9 protein-coding genes are annotated in these 19,707 nt (G+C 34.3%); 6 read left to right on the top strand and 3 right to left on the bottom strand.

The features are described 5' to 3' along the window. Positions 1–3: 3 nt before the first annotated feature. The 4 genes from JS605_RS16335 (at position 4) to uvrB (ending at position 14,836) form a co-directional block, all read left to right on the top strand. Complete coding sequence (locus JS605_RS16335; RefSeq protein WP_239000381.1) at positions 4–2,457, top strand: T9SS type B sorting domain-containing protein; 2,454 nt, start codon at positions 4–6, stop codon at positions 2,455–2,457. 162 nt (positions 2,458–2,619) lie between these two features. Then, positions 2,620–7,422: a T9SS type B sorting domain-containing protein gene (locus JS605_RS16330; protein WP_239000380.1), complete on the top strand. Its 4,803-nt coding sequence runs from the start codon at positions 2,620–2,622 to the stop codon at positions 7,420–7,422. A 161-nt stretch (positions 7,423–7,583) separates the two neighbouring features. Continuing rightward, complete coding sequence (locus JS605_RS16325) at positions 7,584–12,749, top strand: T9SS type B sorting domain-containing protein (RefSeq protein ID WP_203258799.1); 5,166 nt, start codon at positions 7,584–7,586, stop codon at positions 12,747–12,749. 83 nt (positions 12,750–12,832) lie between these two features. Continuing rightward, positions 12,833–14,836 (top strand): excinuclease ABC subunit UvrB, encoded by a 2,004-nt coding sequence (gene uvrB, locus JS605_RS16320; RefSeq protein WP_203258798.1) that lies wholly within the window; start codon positions 12,833–12,835, stop codon positions 14,834–14,836. Between the two features lie 64 nt (positions 14,837–14,900). On the opposite strand, the gene JS605_RS16315 is transcribed toward uvrB, so the two are convergent. Further along, positions 14,901–15,314: a TerB family tellurite resistance protein gene (locus JS605_RS16315; RefSeq protein ID WP_203258797.1), complete on the bottom strand. Its 414-nt coding sequence runs from the start codon at positions 15,312–15,314 to the stop codon at positions 14,901–14,903. Between the two features lie 369 nt (positions 15,315–15,683). Here JS605_RS16315 and JS605_RS16310 point away from each other — a divergent pair, with 369 nt between their 5' ends. Beyond that, on the top strand, positions 15,684–15,962 hold the full coding sequence (locus JS605_RS16310; protein WP_203258796.1) for a DUF1456 family protein: 279 nt from the start codon (positions 15,684–15,686) through the stop codon (positions 15,960–15,962). A 35-nt stretch (positions 15,963–15,997) separates the two neighbouring features. Here JS605_RS16310 and sucC read toward each other — a convergent pair whose 3' ends face one another. Continuing rightward, positions 15,998–17,188, bottom strand: a complete 1,191-nt coding sequence (sucC, locus tag JS605_RS16305; RefSeq protein WP_203258795.1) for an ADP-forming succinate--CoA ligase subunit beta — start codon at positions 17,186–17,188, stop codon at positions 15,998–16,000. A 208-nt stretch (positions 17,189–17,396) separates the two neighbouring features. On the opposite strand from sucC, the gene lysA reads away from it, so the two are divergent. Then, positions 17,397–18,632, top strand: coding sequence for a diaminopimelate decarboxylase (gene lysA, locus JS605_RS16300; RefSeq protein WP_203258847.1), 1,236 nt, complete (start codon positions 17,397–17,399; stop codon positions 18,630–18,632). Between the two features lie 50 nt (positions 18,633–18,682). Here the strand turns inward: lysA and JS605_RS16295 are convergent, their stop codons facing one another. Beyond that, entirely contained in the window at positions 18,683–19,639 is a 957-nt protein-coding gene (locus JS605_RS16295; protein WP_203258794.1) for a T9SS type A sorting domain-containing protein, read from the bottom strand. Positions 19,640–19,707: the final 68 nt, after the last annotated feature.

The following is a 19,707-nucleotide window of genomic DNA, read 5'->3' as shown; positions in this document are numbered from 1 at the left end:
ACATTGAAACCTTTAAAAATACTAGCTTTAGCAAGTTTTACCCTATTTAATATTATGGTATACGGACAAGCACCGAACGATTGCATAAATGCAGTTGTAGCTTGTGGAAATTCTGTTATTAATCTAAATGTAAATGGCTTTGGAAATCAAGAGTTAATCGGAAGTAATGCTTGTGGCATAAGGGAGAATCACAGTGTTTGGTTTAAAGTAACTCCTGCTACATCAGGTACTTTAGGCTTTACCCTAAGACCCAATAGTACATCAATAGATGAAGATTATGATTTTTTTGTTTTCGGACCTAATACTTTATGTGACAATATCGGTCAAGCCATTAGATGTTCAGCCAATAATCCACTTCAATCGTCTCAAGGCAATAATTTAACTGGAATGAATGGTACCTCCATTGATATATCAGAACAACCAGGAAATGGCGGAGATAGTTTTGTAAGATGGCTAGACGTTCAGGCAGGAGAAACCTATCTAATAGTAATTGATCGCCCCATAGGCAATAGTGGGTTTTCTCTAGAATGGACAGGAAGTGCTACTTTTTCCCCTCCACCAACAAATCAGGCTGTTACATCAGGAACACCCCTAAATCTACAAAGTTGTGATGTTACAGCACCTTTCAATGATGGTATTACAGAATTTGATTTAACACCAAATAGAGATGCTATAAGAGGAAGTCAAACTGATGTTACCATTACCTACCACACTTCTGAGAGTGATGCAAATATTGGTATAAATGCAATTCCAGACCGTTATACCAATACATCCAATCAGCAAATCATCCATGCCAGAATAACAAATGATATTACTGATTGCTTTGACATTACACAATTTAGGCTTAGTGTAGAATCTGGACCAAATTTCACATTACCTACACCATATACTATTTGTGATGATTTAAGTGATGGAGATGATAGAAACGGTAGAAATACATTTACATTATCTTCAAAAAACGATGAAATCCTAAATGGACTTAATCCATCAGATGTTACTATTACGTATCATAACACACTTGCTGGTGCAGAACAAAATGATGTAAGCACACTGTTACCAGACTCCTATTACAACACTACCGCCTTTAATGAAGAAATATATTTTCGTATTGAAGATATTTCTAATCCAGACTGCGCAAGTACATCCTCTCTAATACTAATGGTAAATGTCCTACCTCAAAGAATTGATCATACTATACTTCAATGTGATGAAGATGGTATTTCAGATGGATTGACCATATTTAATTTAAATGAAGCTAATACCACACTAACAAATAATGTAGATAATTTATCTACCACATTTTATTCTGACCATGCAAGAACGGATGAAATCATTGCTCCTAATAACTACCCTAACATTTCTAACCCACAACCTATTTATGTAGAAATTATAAATGATGACACAAACTGTGTTACCAATGCTGAACTAGTGTTAAGTGTCAGTACAACAAACGTATTTAATAATAGTATAGTAAAATGTGATAATGATGGTATTGAAGATGGCTTTTACACTTTTAACTTAAATGAAGCTGACGGAGGTATTACTGATGGTTTACCAGTTGGTTTAACCATATCTTACTATGAGAATTATGATAATGCTTTGCGAGAACGAAACAATTTAAATAATACATTTACCAACGAAACACCTGATTTTCAAACTATCTATGCCCGTGTAGAAAACAACAACAATTGTTATGGCATTAGTGAAGTACAACTTATTGTAAACGAATTACCAGATATAGAAATAGAGACCCAAACAAGTTATTGCCTAAATTTTTTCCCAAAACCCATTTTTATAGATGCAGGTTTAAACAATGGTAATATCACAGATTTTTTATACAATTGGTCTACTGGCGATCAGGATTATGTCATACAAGTAAACGAAACAGGTAATTTTACCGTTAGGGTATCTAATATAGTCACTAATTGTGAAAAAGAAAGGCTAGTAATTGTTGAACCTTCTAACATTGCTACCATTGAATCTATTGATATCGATGATGCCTCTGAAAACAATATAGTAATTGTAAATGTAACTGGAGAAGGAAAATATGAATATAGCCTAGTAAATACTGAGGGCATCATCTATAATTTTCAAGAAAGCAATACGTTCGAAAATGTTACACCAGGGTTATATACCGTTTTAATTAAAGATGTAGAAAACAATTGTGGTACAGAGCAACAAGATATATCAGTTATAGGCTTCCCTAAGTTTTTTACACCTAATAATGATGGAGAACATGACACTTGGCAAGTGTATGGCATATCTGATGCATTTCAGTCACAAACTAAAATATTAATCTATAATAGATATGGTAAGCTATTAAAGGAATTGTCGCCTCTAGAAGAAGGATGGGATGGTTTGTTTAACGGACAAATCTTACCAACAGATGACTATTGGTTTTCAATAAAATTAGAAGATGGAAGAGTTTTTAAAGATCATTTTACTTTGAAATATTAGTTAGATAGACGATAATATGTATTTCATCGGTTTTTTTTGCGTTTCGTCTAAAATATATTTACTTTCGTCGTCATATATTATCTATATATAAATTGTAATATCATCAAATTTAACACATTGAAAAAGCCCCTACATTTCAATTTTATATTAATTGCGTTCTTATTGAGCACATACCTCGTTGTAGCACAACAAATTAATGTAAATGGAAATGTTACAGCTAATCAACTCATACAGGATAATTTAGTCGATGGATGTGTTGAGGTTTCAAATGTAGTATCTACCGTTAATGGGGATTCTAATGGGTTTAGGAGTTTTGCTGAATTCAGTAGAGGTAGCTCTAATTTTCCTTTTGAAAACGGAATAATGCTTTCGACCGGGAATGCTGAGTCTGGAGGTAATACTTTAATTACCACAGATTTGAGCGAGGGATCAACCACTTGGGGCACAGATCCCGATTTAGAAACTGCATTGGGAAATAATAATTTTTTAAATGCTACTTCCATAGAGTTTGATTTTGTGTCCATATCAAATCAAGTACAATTTAATTATCTCTTAGCTTCAGAAGAATACTCCGGTATTAATCCCTGCCAATTTTCTGATGGTTTTGCGTTTCTTATAAGAGAAGCTGGCTCAACAGCTCCTTATCAAAATATAGCTGTTATACCAGGTACAAATACACCTGTGAGTACTAATACAGTAAGAGAGGAAGTTCCAGGTGTATGCCCCGCCTTAAACGAGGAATATTTTGCAGGCCAAGGTCTTGGTGACACAAACTATAACGGAAGAACAGAAGTACTTACAGCTGTAGCTACAATTACACCTTATGTACAATACCATATTAAATTAGTAATTGCCGATCAAGCCGACCAAAGATTTGACTCAGCAGTTTTTATAGAAGGTGATAGTTTTAGAATACTTGATTTAGGAGAAGATATAACCACCTGTGCTAGTTCAGTTACCATAGATGCAGACATACAAAACCCTTCATCTACGTATGAATGGTTTTTAAATGGAAGTACTACACCAATTTCAGGGGAAACCAACCCTACTTTAACCACTACACAGTCTGGAAATTACCGTGTAGAAATCACTACACCGTTAGGATCTTCTAGCTGTGTTGAAGAAGATGCAATTGTAGTTTCCATACAAAATGAGATCACTTTAACTTCTATAACAGATTACCAACTTTGTGATGATTTGAGTGGCGATGAAGTGGAAACTTTTGATTTATCCACAAAAGATAGCGAAGTGTCTAGCATCATTACTTTTACAAACTACACGTTTAGCTATCATTTATCAGATGCTGATGCACGATCTAATAGTAACCCTATTACAAGTCCCATACAAAACACATCGCTTACGCAACCTATTTTTGTTAGAATAGATGATTTAGATTCTGGTTGTGTAGCCTATACTGCATTCAATATAACGGTAAATACTATTCCAGATATCACAGATCCAACCAATCTCCCTATCTGTGATAGTGATAACGACCCCAGTGATGGTATTACTACAATAGACCTTAGCGTCAAAAATGATGAAATAACATCTGGAGACACAAATTTAGTAGTTACCTACCATTACAATACTTTAGATGCAGATAATGGAAATAACCCAATACCAATACCATATATAAACAATAATTCTACTGAACCATTATTTGTAAGGGTTATAAATGCCACTACAGGTTGTTATACAACAAGCACATTAACTGTAGACGTTACTAATGGTCCAATAGTGAATAGAGAACCAGTACCGCTTGATGGATGTGATGTAGAACGGGATGGTATCGATAATTTTGACCTAACAGAAGCGATAAATGATATTTTACAAGGTTTAACAGGGGTTACAACTACATTTCATGAAAATTTTGATGATGCCAATACTGGTAGTGACCCTATTGCCAATGAAACAAACTATCAAAACATTACTCCAGATGTACAAACGGTTTTTGTTAGGGTGGAGGACAATACTACAGGTTGTGCATCTGTGGTACCCCTAGAAATCCATACAAATCTGTTATTGACAGGAACAGATACCGGAGAATTTGCTTTGTGTGACGATGGGTCTAATGATGGTGTTGAAGATTTTAACTTATTTGTTGTTGAAACCTACATTGCTAATGAACTCCCGGACATTACAGTAACGTTTTATGAAACTCAAACAGATTTTGATAATAATACCCCTCTTAACAAAAGTCAAGTATACACAGTTACAGATACAACGAATTTAATAATTCGTATAGAAAATGGAAATTGTACAGAAGTCTCCGATATAAATTTGGTAATAAATCCAGTTTTAGTTTTTAACCCCATTGACCCAATCCCCTATTGTGATGATGATGATGATGGTGTGGTAAGTATAGAGTTAGCAAGTTTTGATGATATTGTAACTGGTGGGAATACCGATTTTATAGTATCTTACTTTGGAAACCAAACAGATGCAGATAACAACGACTCTCCATTACCCCCATTTTATACTAATTCGCTACCTACTGAAACCATATATGCCAGAATACAAAACAATGATACAGGTTGTTTTACAATTGAATCTTTTGATATAGAAATTCGGCCTGCTCCTCCCATAACACAACCAACACCTTGGTTTATTTGTGATACAGATGGCGATGGTCTAACTATTTTAAACCTAGAAGACAAAATACCAGAAATAGTTTCCAGTACAGCGGGATTAGATATACAATTTTTTACAACAATTGATGATGCCAACAATAACGTTAATGCTATTATTAATCAAGATGTTATCAATTATGAAACTGGTACGCAAGATATATATGTTAGAGTAGAGAGTGCTTCTTCAAACTGTTTTGACATAGCAACCCTTGAAATTATCGTGAATACCATTCCTATATTAACGTCTATCAATAATTTTCAGTTATGCGAAGACGATAATGATGAACGCACAGAGTTTTTATTTACAGATTGGGATTCTGAAATTTTAAACGGACAAGTTGGAAAAGAGGTATTTTATTTTGAAGACGCTGCATATACTGATCCCATAGATAAAAATACACCATATACCAATACCTCCAGCCCTCAAACCATATATGTGCGAGTACAAAACATAACGCATGCCAATTGTAATGCCACATCATCCTTTATAATTGAAGTTGGAGCAAACCCTGTATATAATACCCCTACTCCATTTTTAGTATGTGACGACGCCAGTAATGATGGTTTTGGAACTTTTGATTTAAATGAAAAAATTGATGAGATTTCACAAGGCTCTACCACCAACTTGGATATTAACTTCTTTACAAGCGAACAGGAAGCTATTGACAATGATACTCCTATTCCATTAGAATTTACAAATACCCGAAACCCACAATCACTATTTGTAAGGATAGATAATCAAGATTCAGATTGTTTTGTTATTGAGGATTTTGGTATTAATGTAGTTGCAGCTCCAGATTTATCAGAGGCAGAAGTATTCAGACTATGCGACGATGATTATGATGGCTTTACTATATTTGATTTAGATGATGCGCAATATGAAAACTTTGACAGAATACAAACAGGTACTGTTGTTAGCTATTTTGAAAATTCAGAAGATGTAGATAACGATGCTCTTGCTATAGCAGATCCAAATAATTATTCTTCAAATTCTAAAACCGTATTTATAAAAGTTTTAAATACACTAACCACCTGTTATACAGTATTGCCTCTAGAACTGGTTGTAATACCATTACCTCCAATACAATTTAGCGGTACTTACCCAATATGCGATAACGAAACCAATACGTTTGATCTATCTGTAATGGACGACATCATTGTTGAAGATTTAAGTACCGTATCCATAAGTTATCATGCAACTGAAATTGATGCGCGAAATAACTCAGGTGAATTTACCAATCCGTTTGACTACACCTCAAATAGTCATATTATCTATACCAGAATGGAAGATTCAACTACAGGATGTATTACATATGGAAGCTTTACATTACAAATCAATCAAAATCCAGTCGCAAATCCGCCTCAAGATTTGGTAGAGTGTGATGATGATTTTGATGGTATATTTAGATTTAATCTGCTGGAAACCAGAAATGATATTTTAGATACACAAAACCCAGCAGAACATGAAATTACCTATTATACGACATTTAATGATGCTGAAAATGGTACAGCTGCCTTGGATAATTCTCATGAGGTCAATCTAAACGAAACAATTTATGCTAGATTAGAAAACACAAACACTGGATGTTATGATATTACTGAATTTAACGCAATTGTTTTACCGCTACCCGTAATTTCTATTGATGATGTTGTAGCATTTTGTACTGATGATTTACCTTTAGTTATAAGTGCATATACAGGAGATGATAACGACACATATTCATGGTCCAATGGTGCGACCACATCAATAATAACATTAAATAACATCTCAGAAATTGGAGATTACACTGTTACAGTTACTAAAAATACGGGATGTGATTTCACAAAAGAGTTTACGGTTATAGAATCACAACAGGCTCCACTAAACCCGAGTACAACTGTTAATTTTACCGATCCTAATAGGATTACAGTAAATATTGATGCAACTGCAACTGGTGATTACAGGTTTATTCTGGATGATGGAGAGCCACAAACTTCTAATGTTTTTGATAATGTTCCTATTGGTCGTCATGACATTACAGTAATAGATTTAAATGGTTGTAATCCTGCTTATGATGTTGTTTTCATATTTGATATCCCAAAATTTGTAACGCCCAACAATGATGGTTTTTTTGATACCTGGCATGTTACAGGTGCAAACCAACTCCCTGGAACTTTAGTATATATATATAACAGGCATGGCAAACTTTTAAAAATGCTATCCCACACATCTCCTGGCTGGGATGGCACATATAACGGTCAGCATATGCCAGCAGACGACTATTGGTTCTCTGCAAATATTGTTCATGAAGGGGAAAGCTTTAATATAAGAGGGCATTTTGCTTTAAAGAGGTAGTAAATTCATTTTTTTTGGTTTTTTAGAAAAATCTCTATCAACATTTAGTTATTTAACACTAAAAATTAAACCTTAAGCGTTTATTTAAGTCTAAAAAGCTTAAATGCTATATATTTATAGCTTTAAGCTTAATATCTACCTATACTAAATAATTAATAGCTATGTTACGGAACCTCATTTTTTGCCTTATCGTTTTAGTAGGCTATCAAGGTTTTTCCCAATTAAGTAAAACACACTATATCCCGCCCTTAACGTATGCTGAATCGGGTAGTTCTACACCACAAGACCAGTATATATATCTTTCAACTCCTAGAAATTCTGACGTTCCATATACTATAAAGCCCATAGGACAACCTGAAGCTAATTATATAACAGGTACTGTGAGCAATAATAATCCAGCAGAAATCTCAGTAGGCAGTGGTGGTAATACCCAACTGTTTATACCACCATCAACTTCAAGTGTAATCACAACAAATAAGGGTTATATAATAGAAGCTGAAGATGTGATATATGTATCGGTAAGAATGAATGCTGGTTCACAAGCAGGTGCTCTTGTAAGCAAAGGTTTATCTGCACTTGACACCTCATTTCGAATTGGTAGTTATAACAATGAAGGAGCTTTTGCTAATTCTCGTGATAACTATTTGAATTTTGTTTCGGTAATGGCTTCGGAGGATGATACACAGGTTACCTTTAGCAACTTACCTACAGGACTTATAATTGAAAATTACAGTGGAGCTACTCCGATATCGGTAATATTAAATGAAGGAGAGAGCTACACTATAGCTACCAATAGCGCTAGAAGTTTAGTTAATGAAGATGGCTTAATAGGCGCTCTTGTAGAATCAAATAAACCAATCGTTGTTAATTGTGGATCTGCAAATGGTACTTTTGGTGGTGGCGGAGCCAGAGATTATGGTATAGATCAAATTGTTGGAGAAAGTAAAATAGGTACAGAATATATATTTGTAAGAGGAGATGGCTCAAATAGTTGGGAAAACATTTTACTAGTAGCTCATACTAATAACACCTCAATCAATATCAATGGAAATGCCTCTGGTATTACCATTAATGCTGGGGAATACTTCATTATAGAAGGTAATAACTATAGTAGTAACGACAACATGTATGTTGAAACATCACAACCTGTTTTCGCATATCAAGGCGTTGGTGGTTTAAGTAATAACGGTTCTCCTTCTGAGGCTAACCAAGGGATGTTTTTTGTGCCTCCACTAAGTTGTGAAACACGTGGTAACCTGGATAATATAGCCAATATTAATCGTATTGGTGGCAATAACTATGAAGGAGGAATTACCATAGTAACAAAAAGTACTGCTAATGTTACCGCAATATCGTCTACAACAGGCAATATTCCCCTAGGTACTCCAAATGCTGTAACTGAAAAAACAGATTATGTTACATATAAAGTTAAAGGTATCACAGGCAACATTACGGTAGAAAGTGATGATGAGTTATATTGTGCATATTTCAATTATAGTGGGCAAGCTACATCTGGAAGCTTCTATTCAGGGTTCCCTTCACCACCAGAAATTAATTTTGATGTAACATTTACTGCCTTAGGGAACTGTATTCCTAATGTTACTTTAGAAGCTGCAAATGCTCAAAACTTTGATAGTTTTAGGTGGCTTTTTGATGATGGCTCTGGAGCAGGTTTCGTTGATATCTTGGAAACAAATTCCAGTATAACACCTAATAATCCAGGAACATATAAATTAGTAGGTATTATAGCATGTACTAATGATGAGCTAGAGTCTGTGGAAATTCCTGTTAGTATTTGTCCAGATGATAGAGATAACGATGGGATAATCGATAATATAGACATAGATAATGACAATGATGGTATCCCTGATTGTACAGAATCTAGAGGAGACGTTACACTAAATACTACAAATTTAAACACACCTGAATTAGTATTTCAAGATGGAAGTACAAATACAACTATTGCAACGGGTAACTTTACACAGACTAATAGTGATGGGGGTACCAATACATTCAATGGAAACGCTACAGGTAATATTAGTAGTGTAGTTATGCCTGCAACTTCTGCCCAAAACAACTATACTTTGAATTTTACCGAAGCTGTAGATATCAAATTCTCAGAAAACAATACTATAACACATATTGAAGCTAATGGCGAATTTTTTATAGTTAGAATATTACCCGTAGATAAAAACATTACATTAGTAGATCCTGACAACAGACTTTTAGTAGATTCAAATTTTGATGGCATTTTTGAAACTGGAGTTACTATATTATCTGGCTCAGAAATACGCTTCAAGTTTAACCCTTCACCTAGTGGAAATACACCTTATGAATTTCTCGCAAATCAAGTTGATGGTTTTTCATTTGTTCATATTTTAGAAAACGGAACCTCGTCTTCTACATTTAATGGGGTTTTATCATTGTCATGTTATCAAAAAGATACAGATTTTGATGGTGTTAAAGATGCATTTGATTTAGATAGTGATAATGATGGCATTCCTGATTTTATTGAAAATCAAGGTGTTTTAACACCCTTATCAGGAATAGATGCAAATAATGATGGTTTAGACGATATTTATAATGGAATGCCTCCTGTTGATACCGATGGAGACACCGTTCCAGACTTTTATGATTTGGATAGCGACAATGATGGTATTACAGATTTGATAGAAACCGGGGAACTAGGCTTACTTTCTGATACAGATTTAAATGGAATTGTTGACGGCCCAGGTTTTGGAACCAATGGCTGGATAGACGTAGCAGAAACTACACCTGACAGCAATGAGATTGGATATACATTAAATGACTTAGATACCGATGGCGTTTTTAGCTACATCGATGAAGATAGTGATGGCGATGATTGTACCGATGTCATTGAAGCTGGCTTTTCTGATGGTAATATGGATACCTATTTAGGTGACGGTACCGTTTTAGTAGATTTAGTTGCAGATGCCTCCACAGGTTTAGGTCTCGTTACCAATGCCGTTGATGGGTATACTTTGCCAGACGCTAACTACTTAACTGCCGCCCCTATTACAATTACAGAACAACCAGCAACAACCACAGTCTGTGAAAACTCGACAGATAGCTTTATGGTTATCTCTCCTGAAGCAGAAACCTATCAATGGGAAACTAGTACAGACGGTGGTACTAATTGGAATATAATTACAGATAACGCTACCTATTCAGGAACTCAAACCGATCAGCTTACAATTACCAATATTCCGTTAAGTTTCAATAATTTTCAATATCGTGTAAAATTAGATCGTAGTGGAAATAGTTGTGGTATTTATTCCGATCCGGCGATTTTAGAAATAAATGCTTTGCCGATAGCTAATACCCCAAATACTTTCCAACAATGTGATGATGACAGCAACGATGGACAATCCTTTTTCAACTTAACTTTAGATAGTATTAAAGCAGAAATCAATCCAAATTTTATTGCTGAAAACTTAGTGTTTACCTATTTTGAGACAGAAGTAGAAGCAGATAGTAATTCGAACCCTATACTTACCCCAGAAGCATATCAAGATGACCCAGGCTTCACAACTGAAACTGTGTGGATTAGAGTTGAGGACACAAATGGATGCCATAGCGTGGTTCCGTTAACACTTCAAGTTAATCCAAGTAGTACAGCTTTAAATAACTACAATCCGCAACCCAAATTTCAATGTGATGATGGTATAGATAGTCGCGATGGCATAGCTACTTTTGATGTAACAGATATTAAAAATGAAATTGAAAATAACATTTTCACTACCGTTACGGTAACAGCTCATTTCTATGAAGCCTTGATGGATGCTGAATTAGAAACCAATGAGATTACAGACATAGATAATCATGAAAATACAAGCTCACCAAATATGCAAACCATTTGGGTACGAGTAAAAAGTAATTTAGGGAATGATTGCTTAGGGATAAAAGAATTTGCCAACTTATTAAATGTTGAGGAATTACCTGTAGCAAACCCAGTAACGTTTAGTAGACAATGTGATATTGATACAACAGATGCTGTGTTGAGCTTTCCTTTTGATACCTCTCAACTAGAGAACCAAATTTTAAGTGGACAAAATAGTACTGATGTAACCATTACTTATTTTAATGCTAATGGAGACTCATTGCTTTATAATGATGGCACCCCAGTTACAAGCCCAATACAACCTACATTTTTAACTGAAAACCAAACCATCACGGTAAGAGTTACAAACAACAACACTCAAGACCCTGACGGCCCTTGTTTTGACGAAACATTAATAAACTTTACCGTAGATGAGCAACCAGTGATAGCCAATACTATCCCAGCCCAAGTAGTATGTGATGGTAGTGCAGGAGATATTGATGATGATGGTATATACCCATTCCCTACTACTTCATTTACAAATACAATAATAGGCAATCAAAGCAATAGGCAGATAGCATATAACTATATTGATGAAAATGGAAATAGTATCACAAATAGCCCAAGCCTTCCAGACCCCTTTATTTCTGGTAATCAAACCATTACCATAGAAGTATTTAATACCATAAACCCATCTTGTTTTGTATCAACCTCCGTTGATTTTACAGTAAATCCGCTTCCTGAGTTTGAAGTAGAGAGTCCAAGGATAGTATGTTCTTCAAATCCTTCATTCAATATTAGTTTAGAGCCTCTTGATGTAAATACTAACGAAACATTTTCTTATGAATGGCGTTTTGAAGGCAGTGTAGTATCCAATAATGCGGTTTTAAATAATGTATCCACACCAGGCATTTACTCCATAACGTTAACAAAAACAGATGGTACCGGCTGTTCTAGAACCAGAGAAGTAAGTGTTGAATCCTCAGAGATCGCAAATATTACAATCGAAGATATAGACATTGTAGATATCTCTGAAAACAATAGTGTTACTATAGATATTACTGATATTGGGCGTGGTACTTATGAATTTGCTTTAGTTGAGGAAGACTCAAATTTTATAAATTACCAAACCGAACCTGTTTTCACTAATGTTAGAGCAGGATTCTACACACTATTTATTAGAGAAAGTATTTGCGGAGAAATAAATATTCCCATTTCGGTAATAGGGTATTCAAAATTTTTCACACCAAACAATGATGGTACAAATGATATATGGCAAATAAGAGGTGTAGACGAAAATACTCAAGCTAATAGCGTAATTTATATTTACAACCGCTATGGAAAACTCATGAAGCAATTATTAACCTCTGCTGATGGTTGGGACGGTACTTACAATGGTCAACTTATGCCTACCGATGATTATTGGTTTAAAGTACTTCTTGAAGACGGTAGAACTTTTATGGGACATTTTACCCTAAAACGTTAGTAAAAATTTCACTGGTTAAATTCTTATTCCCATCTATATTAAGTAATTTAGAAGCATTGTAATTACAACATGAATTACCTGCTATGAAATTTAAAATTGAATCAGAATTTAAACCCACAGGAGACCAACCTCAGGCAATTCAGCAACTTGCTGATGGTATAAGTTCTAACGAAAAGTACCAAACACTTTTGGGTGTAACAGGTTCTGGTAAAACATTTACCGTAGCCAATGTCATTGAAGAAGTACAACGCCCAACATTGGTTTTAGCGCACAACAAGACACTAGCTGCACAGTTATATTCTGAGTTTAAACAGTTTTTCCCAAATAATGCCGTAGAGTATTTTGTATCGTATTATGACTATTACCAACCTGAAGCTTATATCCCAGTTTCTGGGGTATACATAGAAAAAGATCTATCTATCAATGAGGAAATAGAAAAGATGCGTCTCAGCACCACCTCTTCCCTACTCTCCGGTAGACGTGATGTATTGGTAGTAGCGTCAGTATCCTGCCTGTATGGTATTGGTAACCCTGTTGAGTTTCAAAAAAATGTTATCACATTAAAAAGGGATCAAGTTATCTCCAGAACCCAATTATTACATCAATTAGTACAGAGCTTGTATTCTAGAACAGAAGCCGACTTTCGCCATGGGAATTTCAGAATAAAAGGAGATACAGTGGATATTTTCCCTAGCTATGCTGATGATGCCTATCGCATTCACTTTTTTGGAGATGAGATCGAGGATATAGAGTCTTTTAATATCCAAACCAATACTGTGGTTGAAAAATATGACCGCTTGAATATATATCCTGCAAATATGTTTGTGACTTCTCCCGAAATACTACAGGGAGCCATTAAAGATATTCAAGATGATTTAGTAAAACAACACGATTATTTTAAAGAAATAGGGAAACATTTAGAGGCGAAAAGGCTTAAAGAACGTACTGAATTTGACTTAGAAATGATTAGAGAATTAGGCTATTGCTCTGGTATTGAAAACTACTCTAGATATTTAGACGGAAGAGCTCCAGGAACACGGCCATTCTGTTTATTGGATTATTTTCCAGATGATTATTTAATGGTAGTAGATGAAAGTCATGTTACCATATCGCAAGTACATGCCATGTATGGTGGAGACAGAAGCAGAAAAGAAAACTTAGTAGAATATGGCTTTAGGCTGCCAGCAGCTATGGATAATCGCCCCTTAAAGTTTGAAGAATTTGAGTCGTTACAAAACCAAGTTATATATGTAAGTGCTACACCCGCTGATTATGAATTGCAAAAAACCGATGGTATTTATGTTGAGCAAATTATTCGCCCTACAGGGTTATTAGACCCTATTATTGAAGTTAGGCCGAGTTTAAATCAGATTGATGACTTAATAGAAGAAATACAGATTCGTGTTGAAAAAGATGAGCGTACATTGGTAACAACTTTAACCAAAAGAATGGCAGAAGAACTCACAAAATACCTAGACCGTATACAAATACGTTGCCGTTATATCCATAGTGATGTGGATACATTAGAGCGTGTTGAAATTATGCAAGACTTAAGAAAAGGGCTATTTGATGTGCTTGTTGGTGTAAACCTGCTACGTGAGGGGTTGGATTTACCAGAAGTATCCTTGGTAGCCATTCTAGACGCAGATAAAGAAGGATTTTTACGTTCTAACAGATCCTTAACCCAAACCGTGGGAAGAGCAGCTAGAAACTTAAATGGAAAAGCTATCATGTATGCTGATAAAATTACCAATAGCATGCAAAAAACAATTGACGAGACGAACTACCGTCGTGAAAAACAAATAGCTTACAACACAAAACACAATGTTAAACCTAAGGCTTTAAATAAAAGTTTAGATAATGCATTGGCAAAAAACTCTGTAAGTACTTATAGTTATGAATTAGAGGCCGCAATAGCAGCCGAACCCGAGAGCGAATATTTAACCAAACCTGAGTTAGAAAAGAAAATAAGGGAGAAACGCAAACTTATGGAAGAAGCCGCTAAAGCTCTAGATTTTATTGTAGCAGCACAATTAAGGGATGAAATAAAAACGTATCAAGATAAATTAGAAAAGCTAAAAGTTTAAGGGATATAACTTTTAGCTTTTCATGAATATCAGCCGATTAACGACCTACTTTTGTCAACATTTACTAGTTATACTGTGTTTTAAAAATATCTATTAAAACATCAGGAGGGACTATTTTGTTAGGGAAACTCTCCATTAAGTACAATACTTTCGAAATGGATTCGTGACTCAAGCCCATGCGCAACCCAAAATTGTAAAGTTTTATAACACCTGCAGATGCCGTATTGCTTCCATGTTCTTGTTCAATATTCATTAATAAAACCAATCTATGGAACTGAACTATACGTTCACTATGCGATTTTAAGTGCGAATAGTTAACAGGGTGATTGATTAAATAATCAAAATCTTCACGAGAAATATCTAATTGTTTAGCTACTCCCAGTAAAAAGTTATACTCTATATCTTGAATGTCTTTATCATACTGTGCAAAAGCAATCATTTCTGATAAAAGACTTAATTTTTCCATTCTATTAATCATTCTATGAGGGTAATTTTTATTGATAGTATAAATTTACATAGAAAGGTTTTTTGCTAATCGTGGATATAATACCTCTCATCGAAAAACATAGCGTTATTTATCGGGGATTTATGAGGTTTTATCAAGTTACTTTTTTTTTAGTCTAAAATAAACGCACATCAACATTTCATCGATATTTGCCAAAAAACAAACAAAATATTTTAACTAATTGAAAATCAATATTTTAAACTCTATTTAAATCTGAAAATTATTGATTTTATGTTTTAAATTTTAAATTACCTTTGAAAATGTAACAAAACGCTAAAAAGGTATGACTCAAGTTTCAAAATCGATGAAATGCATTACCGAATTGTACCCTAAACATTAGATATGACCAATAATGATATTTTAAAAAAATTAAGAGTAGCCTTAAAACTACGTGATGATGATATTGTAAGCATTCTTGCTTTGGTAGACTTTAGAATCTCCAAAAGTGAATTGGGAGCTTTTTTTAGAAGGGAAGACCATCCTAAATATATGGAATGCGGTGACCAAATACTCAGGAATTTTTTAAATGGTTTGGTAATTCATTTAAGAGGACCTATGCCTCCCAAACAAAAATCAACACCAAAAGGAGACAATAGAAAACAAAAAAAGAGCGATCATTAAAATAATCGCTCTCTCTATAATGTACTAAAAATATTTTAAGACAAAACGTCTTGAACCTTATCAGCTGCTTCTTGAAACTCAGTAGCACTTAAAACATCAAGTCCAGAATTGTCAATTAATTCTTTTGCAATGTCGGCGTTTGTTCCTTGAAGTCTAACGATAATAGGAACATTAATATTCCCCATATTTTTATAAGCATCAATTACACCCTGTGCTACACGGTCACAACGTACAATACCTCCAAAAATATTTATCAAGATGGCTTTTACAGCAGGATCTTTTAAAATAATTTTAAAAGCAGCTTCTACTCTAGCAGCATCTGCTGTTCCACCTACATCTAAAAAGTTTGCAGGCTCACCTCCGGCCTGTTTAATTAAATCCATGGTAGCCATTGCTAAACCAGCACCATTTACCATACATCCTACGTTACCATCTAAATCTACATAATTTAAGCCTACTTCTTTAGCTTCAACCTCAATAGGGTTTTCTTCACGTAAATCTCTTAAATCAACATAATCTTTATGTCTATAAAGTGCATTGTCATCAATAGTAACTTTAGCATCCACTGCCATAATCTTATTATCGCTTGTTTTTAAAACAGGATTAATTTCAAATAAAGAAGAGTCCGACTTTACATAAGCAGTATATAATGCTGTAACAAACTTGGTCATCTCTTTAAATGCAGTACCAGATAACCCTAAATTAAACGCTACACGTCTCGCTTGAAATGGCAATAGTCCAACTGCAGGATCAATTTCCTCTGTAAAGATTAAATGTGGCGTTTCTTCTGCTACAGTTTCAATATCCATACCACCCTCGGTAGAATACATAATCATGTTTCTACCTGTACCACGATTTAAAAGTACAGACATGTAGAACTCATCTGTTTCACTTTCTCCAGGATAGTATACATCCTCTGCAACTAATACTTGGTGTACCTTTTTACCTTCAGCAGATGTTTGTGGTGTTACCAAATTCATTCCTATAATCTGTCCTGCAATATCTTCTACTTCTTGTAAGTTCTTGGCTAACTTTACGCCACCGCCTTTACCACGCCCACCAGCATGAACTTGGGCCTTTATAACATGCCAGCTTGTTCCTGTTTCAGAAGTTAACTGTTTTGCAGCTGCTACAGCTTCATGTTTGTTTTGAGCCACAATTCCTCGTTGAATGCGTACACCAAAATTGCTTAAGATTTCCTTTCCTTGATATTCGTGTAAGTTCATAATTTCCTCTATGGTTTTTAAGAAAAGCAAAAGTAAATAATCACTTGTAATTATTCTAATATTTGAGCCAGTATTGCCTTTAAAAATAATGATGTTTAAAATCAAAATGTTAAATAAATAACAAAATGTTTAATTTGTATAATTTTTAGTTATTTGATTTGTTTTTGGTGCTAAAAAAATATCTTTGCCTGAAATTAAAAAAACACCAATGGAAAACACTCAGTTATTAAAAATTGTAAAAGAGTTTGGAAATCCTTTATATGTGTATGATGGAGAAAAAATTGAATCCCAATATCATAAATTAACCAGTGCCTTTAAATCAGTTAAAAAATTAAAGATTAATTATGCTGTTAAGGCATTATCTAATATCTCTATACTCAAATTATTTAAAAATTTGGGTGCAGGTATTGATACCGTTTCCATACAAGAAGTACAATTAGGTTTAGCTGCAGGTTTTAAGCCTGAGCAGATTATCTATACTCCAAACGGTGTATCTTTAGATGAAATTGAAACTGCTGCTAAACTTGGTGTAAAGATTAATATAGACAATCTATCTATTTTAGAACAATTTGGTACAAAGCATCCAAAAACTCCTGTTTGTATACGTATAAACCCTCATGTAATGGCTGGTGGTAATGCCAACATTTCTGTGGGACATATTGATTCTAAATTCGGAATTTCAATTCATCAAATACCTCACTTATTACGTATAGTAGAAAATACTAAAATGAACATTAACGGTATCCATATGCATACCGGAAGTGATATTTTAGATATTGATGTGTTTTTATATGCCAGCGAAATTTTGTTTGAAACTGCTAAAAACTTTGAGAATCTGGAGTTTATTGATTTTGGCTCTGGTTTTAAAGTGCCATATAAAGTTGGAGATATTGAAACCAATATTGAAGAATTAGGTAAAAAGCTATCTAGTAAGTTTAATGCATTTTGTAAAGAATATGGTAAAGATTTAACTTTAGCTTTTGAGCCAGGTAAGTTTTTAGTGAGCGAATCTGGTCATTTTTTAACAGAAGTTAATGCAGTAAAACAAACGACCTCTACTGTTTTTGCTCAGGTAAATTCTGGGTTTAATCATTTAATAAGACCTATGTTTTATGGATCGCATCATGATATTGATAATATATCTAACCCAAATGGTCGCGAACGTTTTTATTCGGTTGTAGGGTATATATGTGAAACAGATACCTTTGGAAACAACAGGCGCATCAACGAAATTAACGAAGGAGATATTTTGCGTTTTAAAAATGCTGGGGCATATTGTTTCTCTATGACCAGTAATTATAACTCAAGATACAGGCCTGCAGAAGTGTTATGGTATAAAAACAAAGCGCATTTAATTAGAAAACGTGAAACGTTTGATGATATTTTGCATAATCAGATAGAAGTAGACTTTTCGATTAAAAAAGAAAAAGCTACATCGGTATAACAAAAAAGCGTTTCAAAATGAAACGCTTTTTTTAATTCCTTTACTGGCCATTACTCTTTTACAAACTTTTTTAAAACTATACCTTGGTTAGTTTCAATGGAAGCTACATACATTCCTGAACTTAAAAAACCTACATTTAAAACATCATTTGTAACTGTTTTTAGTAAAACAACCCTACCAGAAATATCATAAATTTTAATTTTCTCAATACGTATGTCATCCTCTAAACTAAACCTTAGGTCATCTTTAACTGGATTAAGCAATTGTATTTGCGAACTTGCCAACGTCTTATCAACCGTAGATAGTGTGTAGACCGATAAGCTCTCTAATACCGTCTCATCAATAGCCGCAACTAAAGGAGGATCTGCTTGTACCCTAGAGTATCTAAAAACAAGATCATCAGTATTAGCATCATAATAAAAATAAGAAGTGATTGTTGCTGGAAAAGGCACATTTAACACATCAAGGGTTAAGTTTTGTACCAGCTTAAGTCTTGTTACCTCTCCATTAAAAGTACCCACCTGTAAATTGCCCCATGCATCTACACTAATATCAACAGTACTATTATCACGTATATTACCACTAGCTGAGGTACTTGTGTAGGTTCCTTCAACTTGATCTGAATTTGTATATCCAAAACTTAAAGGAAAACTACCAAGTAGAGCAGCATCAGTATATACAGCATCAATACCTTGAGACAATACCCCTATTATAGAAGCTACACCTGAGTTAAATGCCAAATCAATTCTATTTTGTAAAGTTGCTCCCTCAAAAGTTTCTATCGTGGCCGTTGTTCCTGCGTCCGTATACGTATCATCAAGTATCGTAGATGTAGGAGTTAAATTTGTAAAATCCCATAAAATATTTGCTCCCGTTACAGATTGATCTATTGTTCCACTCATTACAGTATATTCTGATCCAGTTGCACTATGTAATTGTTCTATATCAGTTTGCGAAAAACCAATGGTAACACTCAAAAAAGATATTAAAAGTAGTTTTGTTTTCATTTGCAGTAGCTTTTTTTATAAAAATATAACAATGGCGTTGGTTTTTTTTAAATCTAACGTTAAATACA

Origin of the sequence: Hyunsoonleella ulvae (assembly GCF_016827605.1) — a bacterium.
GTDB lineage: Bacteria > Bacteroidota > Bacteroidia > Flavobacteriales > Flavobacteriaceae > Jejuia > Jejuia ulvae.
The sequence above is the reverse complement of the archived record's forward strand: the minus strand, read 5'-3'. Positions and strand labels throughout refer to the sequence as shown.

Bases quoted from the DNA above. Each gene is read 5' to 3' on its own strand.
- sucC (WP_203258795.1), bottom strand. From the start codon at position 17,188: ATGAACTTACACGAATATCAAGGAAAGGAAATCTTAAGCAATTTTGGT.
- uvrB (WP_203258798.1), top strand. From the start codon at position 12,833: ATGAAATTTAAAATTGAATCAGAATTTAAACCCACAGGAGACCAACCT.
- JS605_RS16315 (WP_203258797.1), bottom strand. From the start codon at position 15,314: ATGATTAATAGAATGGAAAAATTAAGTCTTTTATCAGAAATGATTGCT.
- lysA (WP_203258847.1), top strand. From the start codon at position 17,397: ATGGAAAACACTCAGTTATTAAAAATTGTAAAAGAGTTTGGAAATCCT.
- JS605_RS16325 (WP_203258799.1), top strand. From the start codon at position 7,584: ATGTTACGGAACCTCATTTTTTGCCTTATCGTTTTAGTAGGCTATCAA.
- JS605_RS16310 (WP_203258796.1), top strand. From the start codon at position 15,684: ATGACCAATAATGATATTTTAAAAAAATTAAGAGTAGCCTTAAAACTA.
- JS605_RS16295 (WP_203258794.1), bottom strand. From the start codon at position 19,639: ATGAAAACAAAACTACTTTTAATATCTTTTTTGAGTGTTACCATTGGT.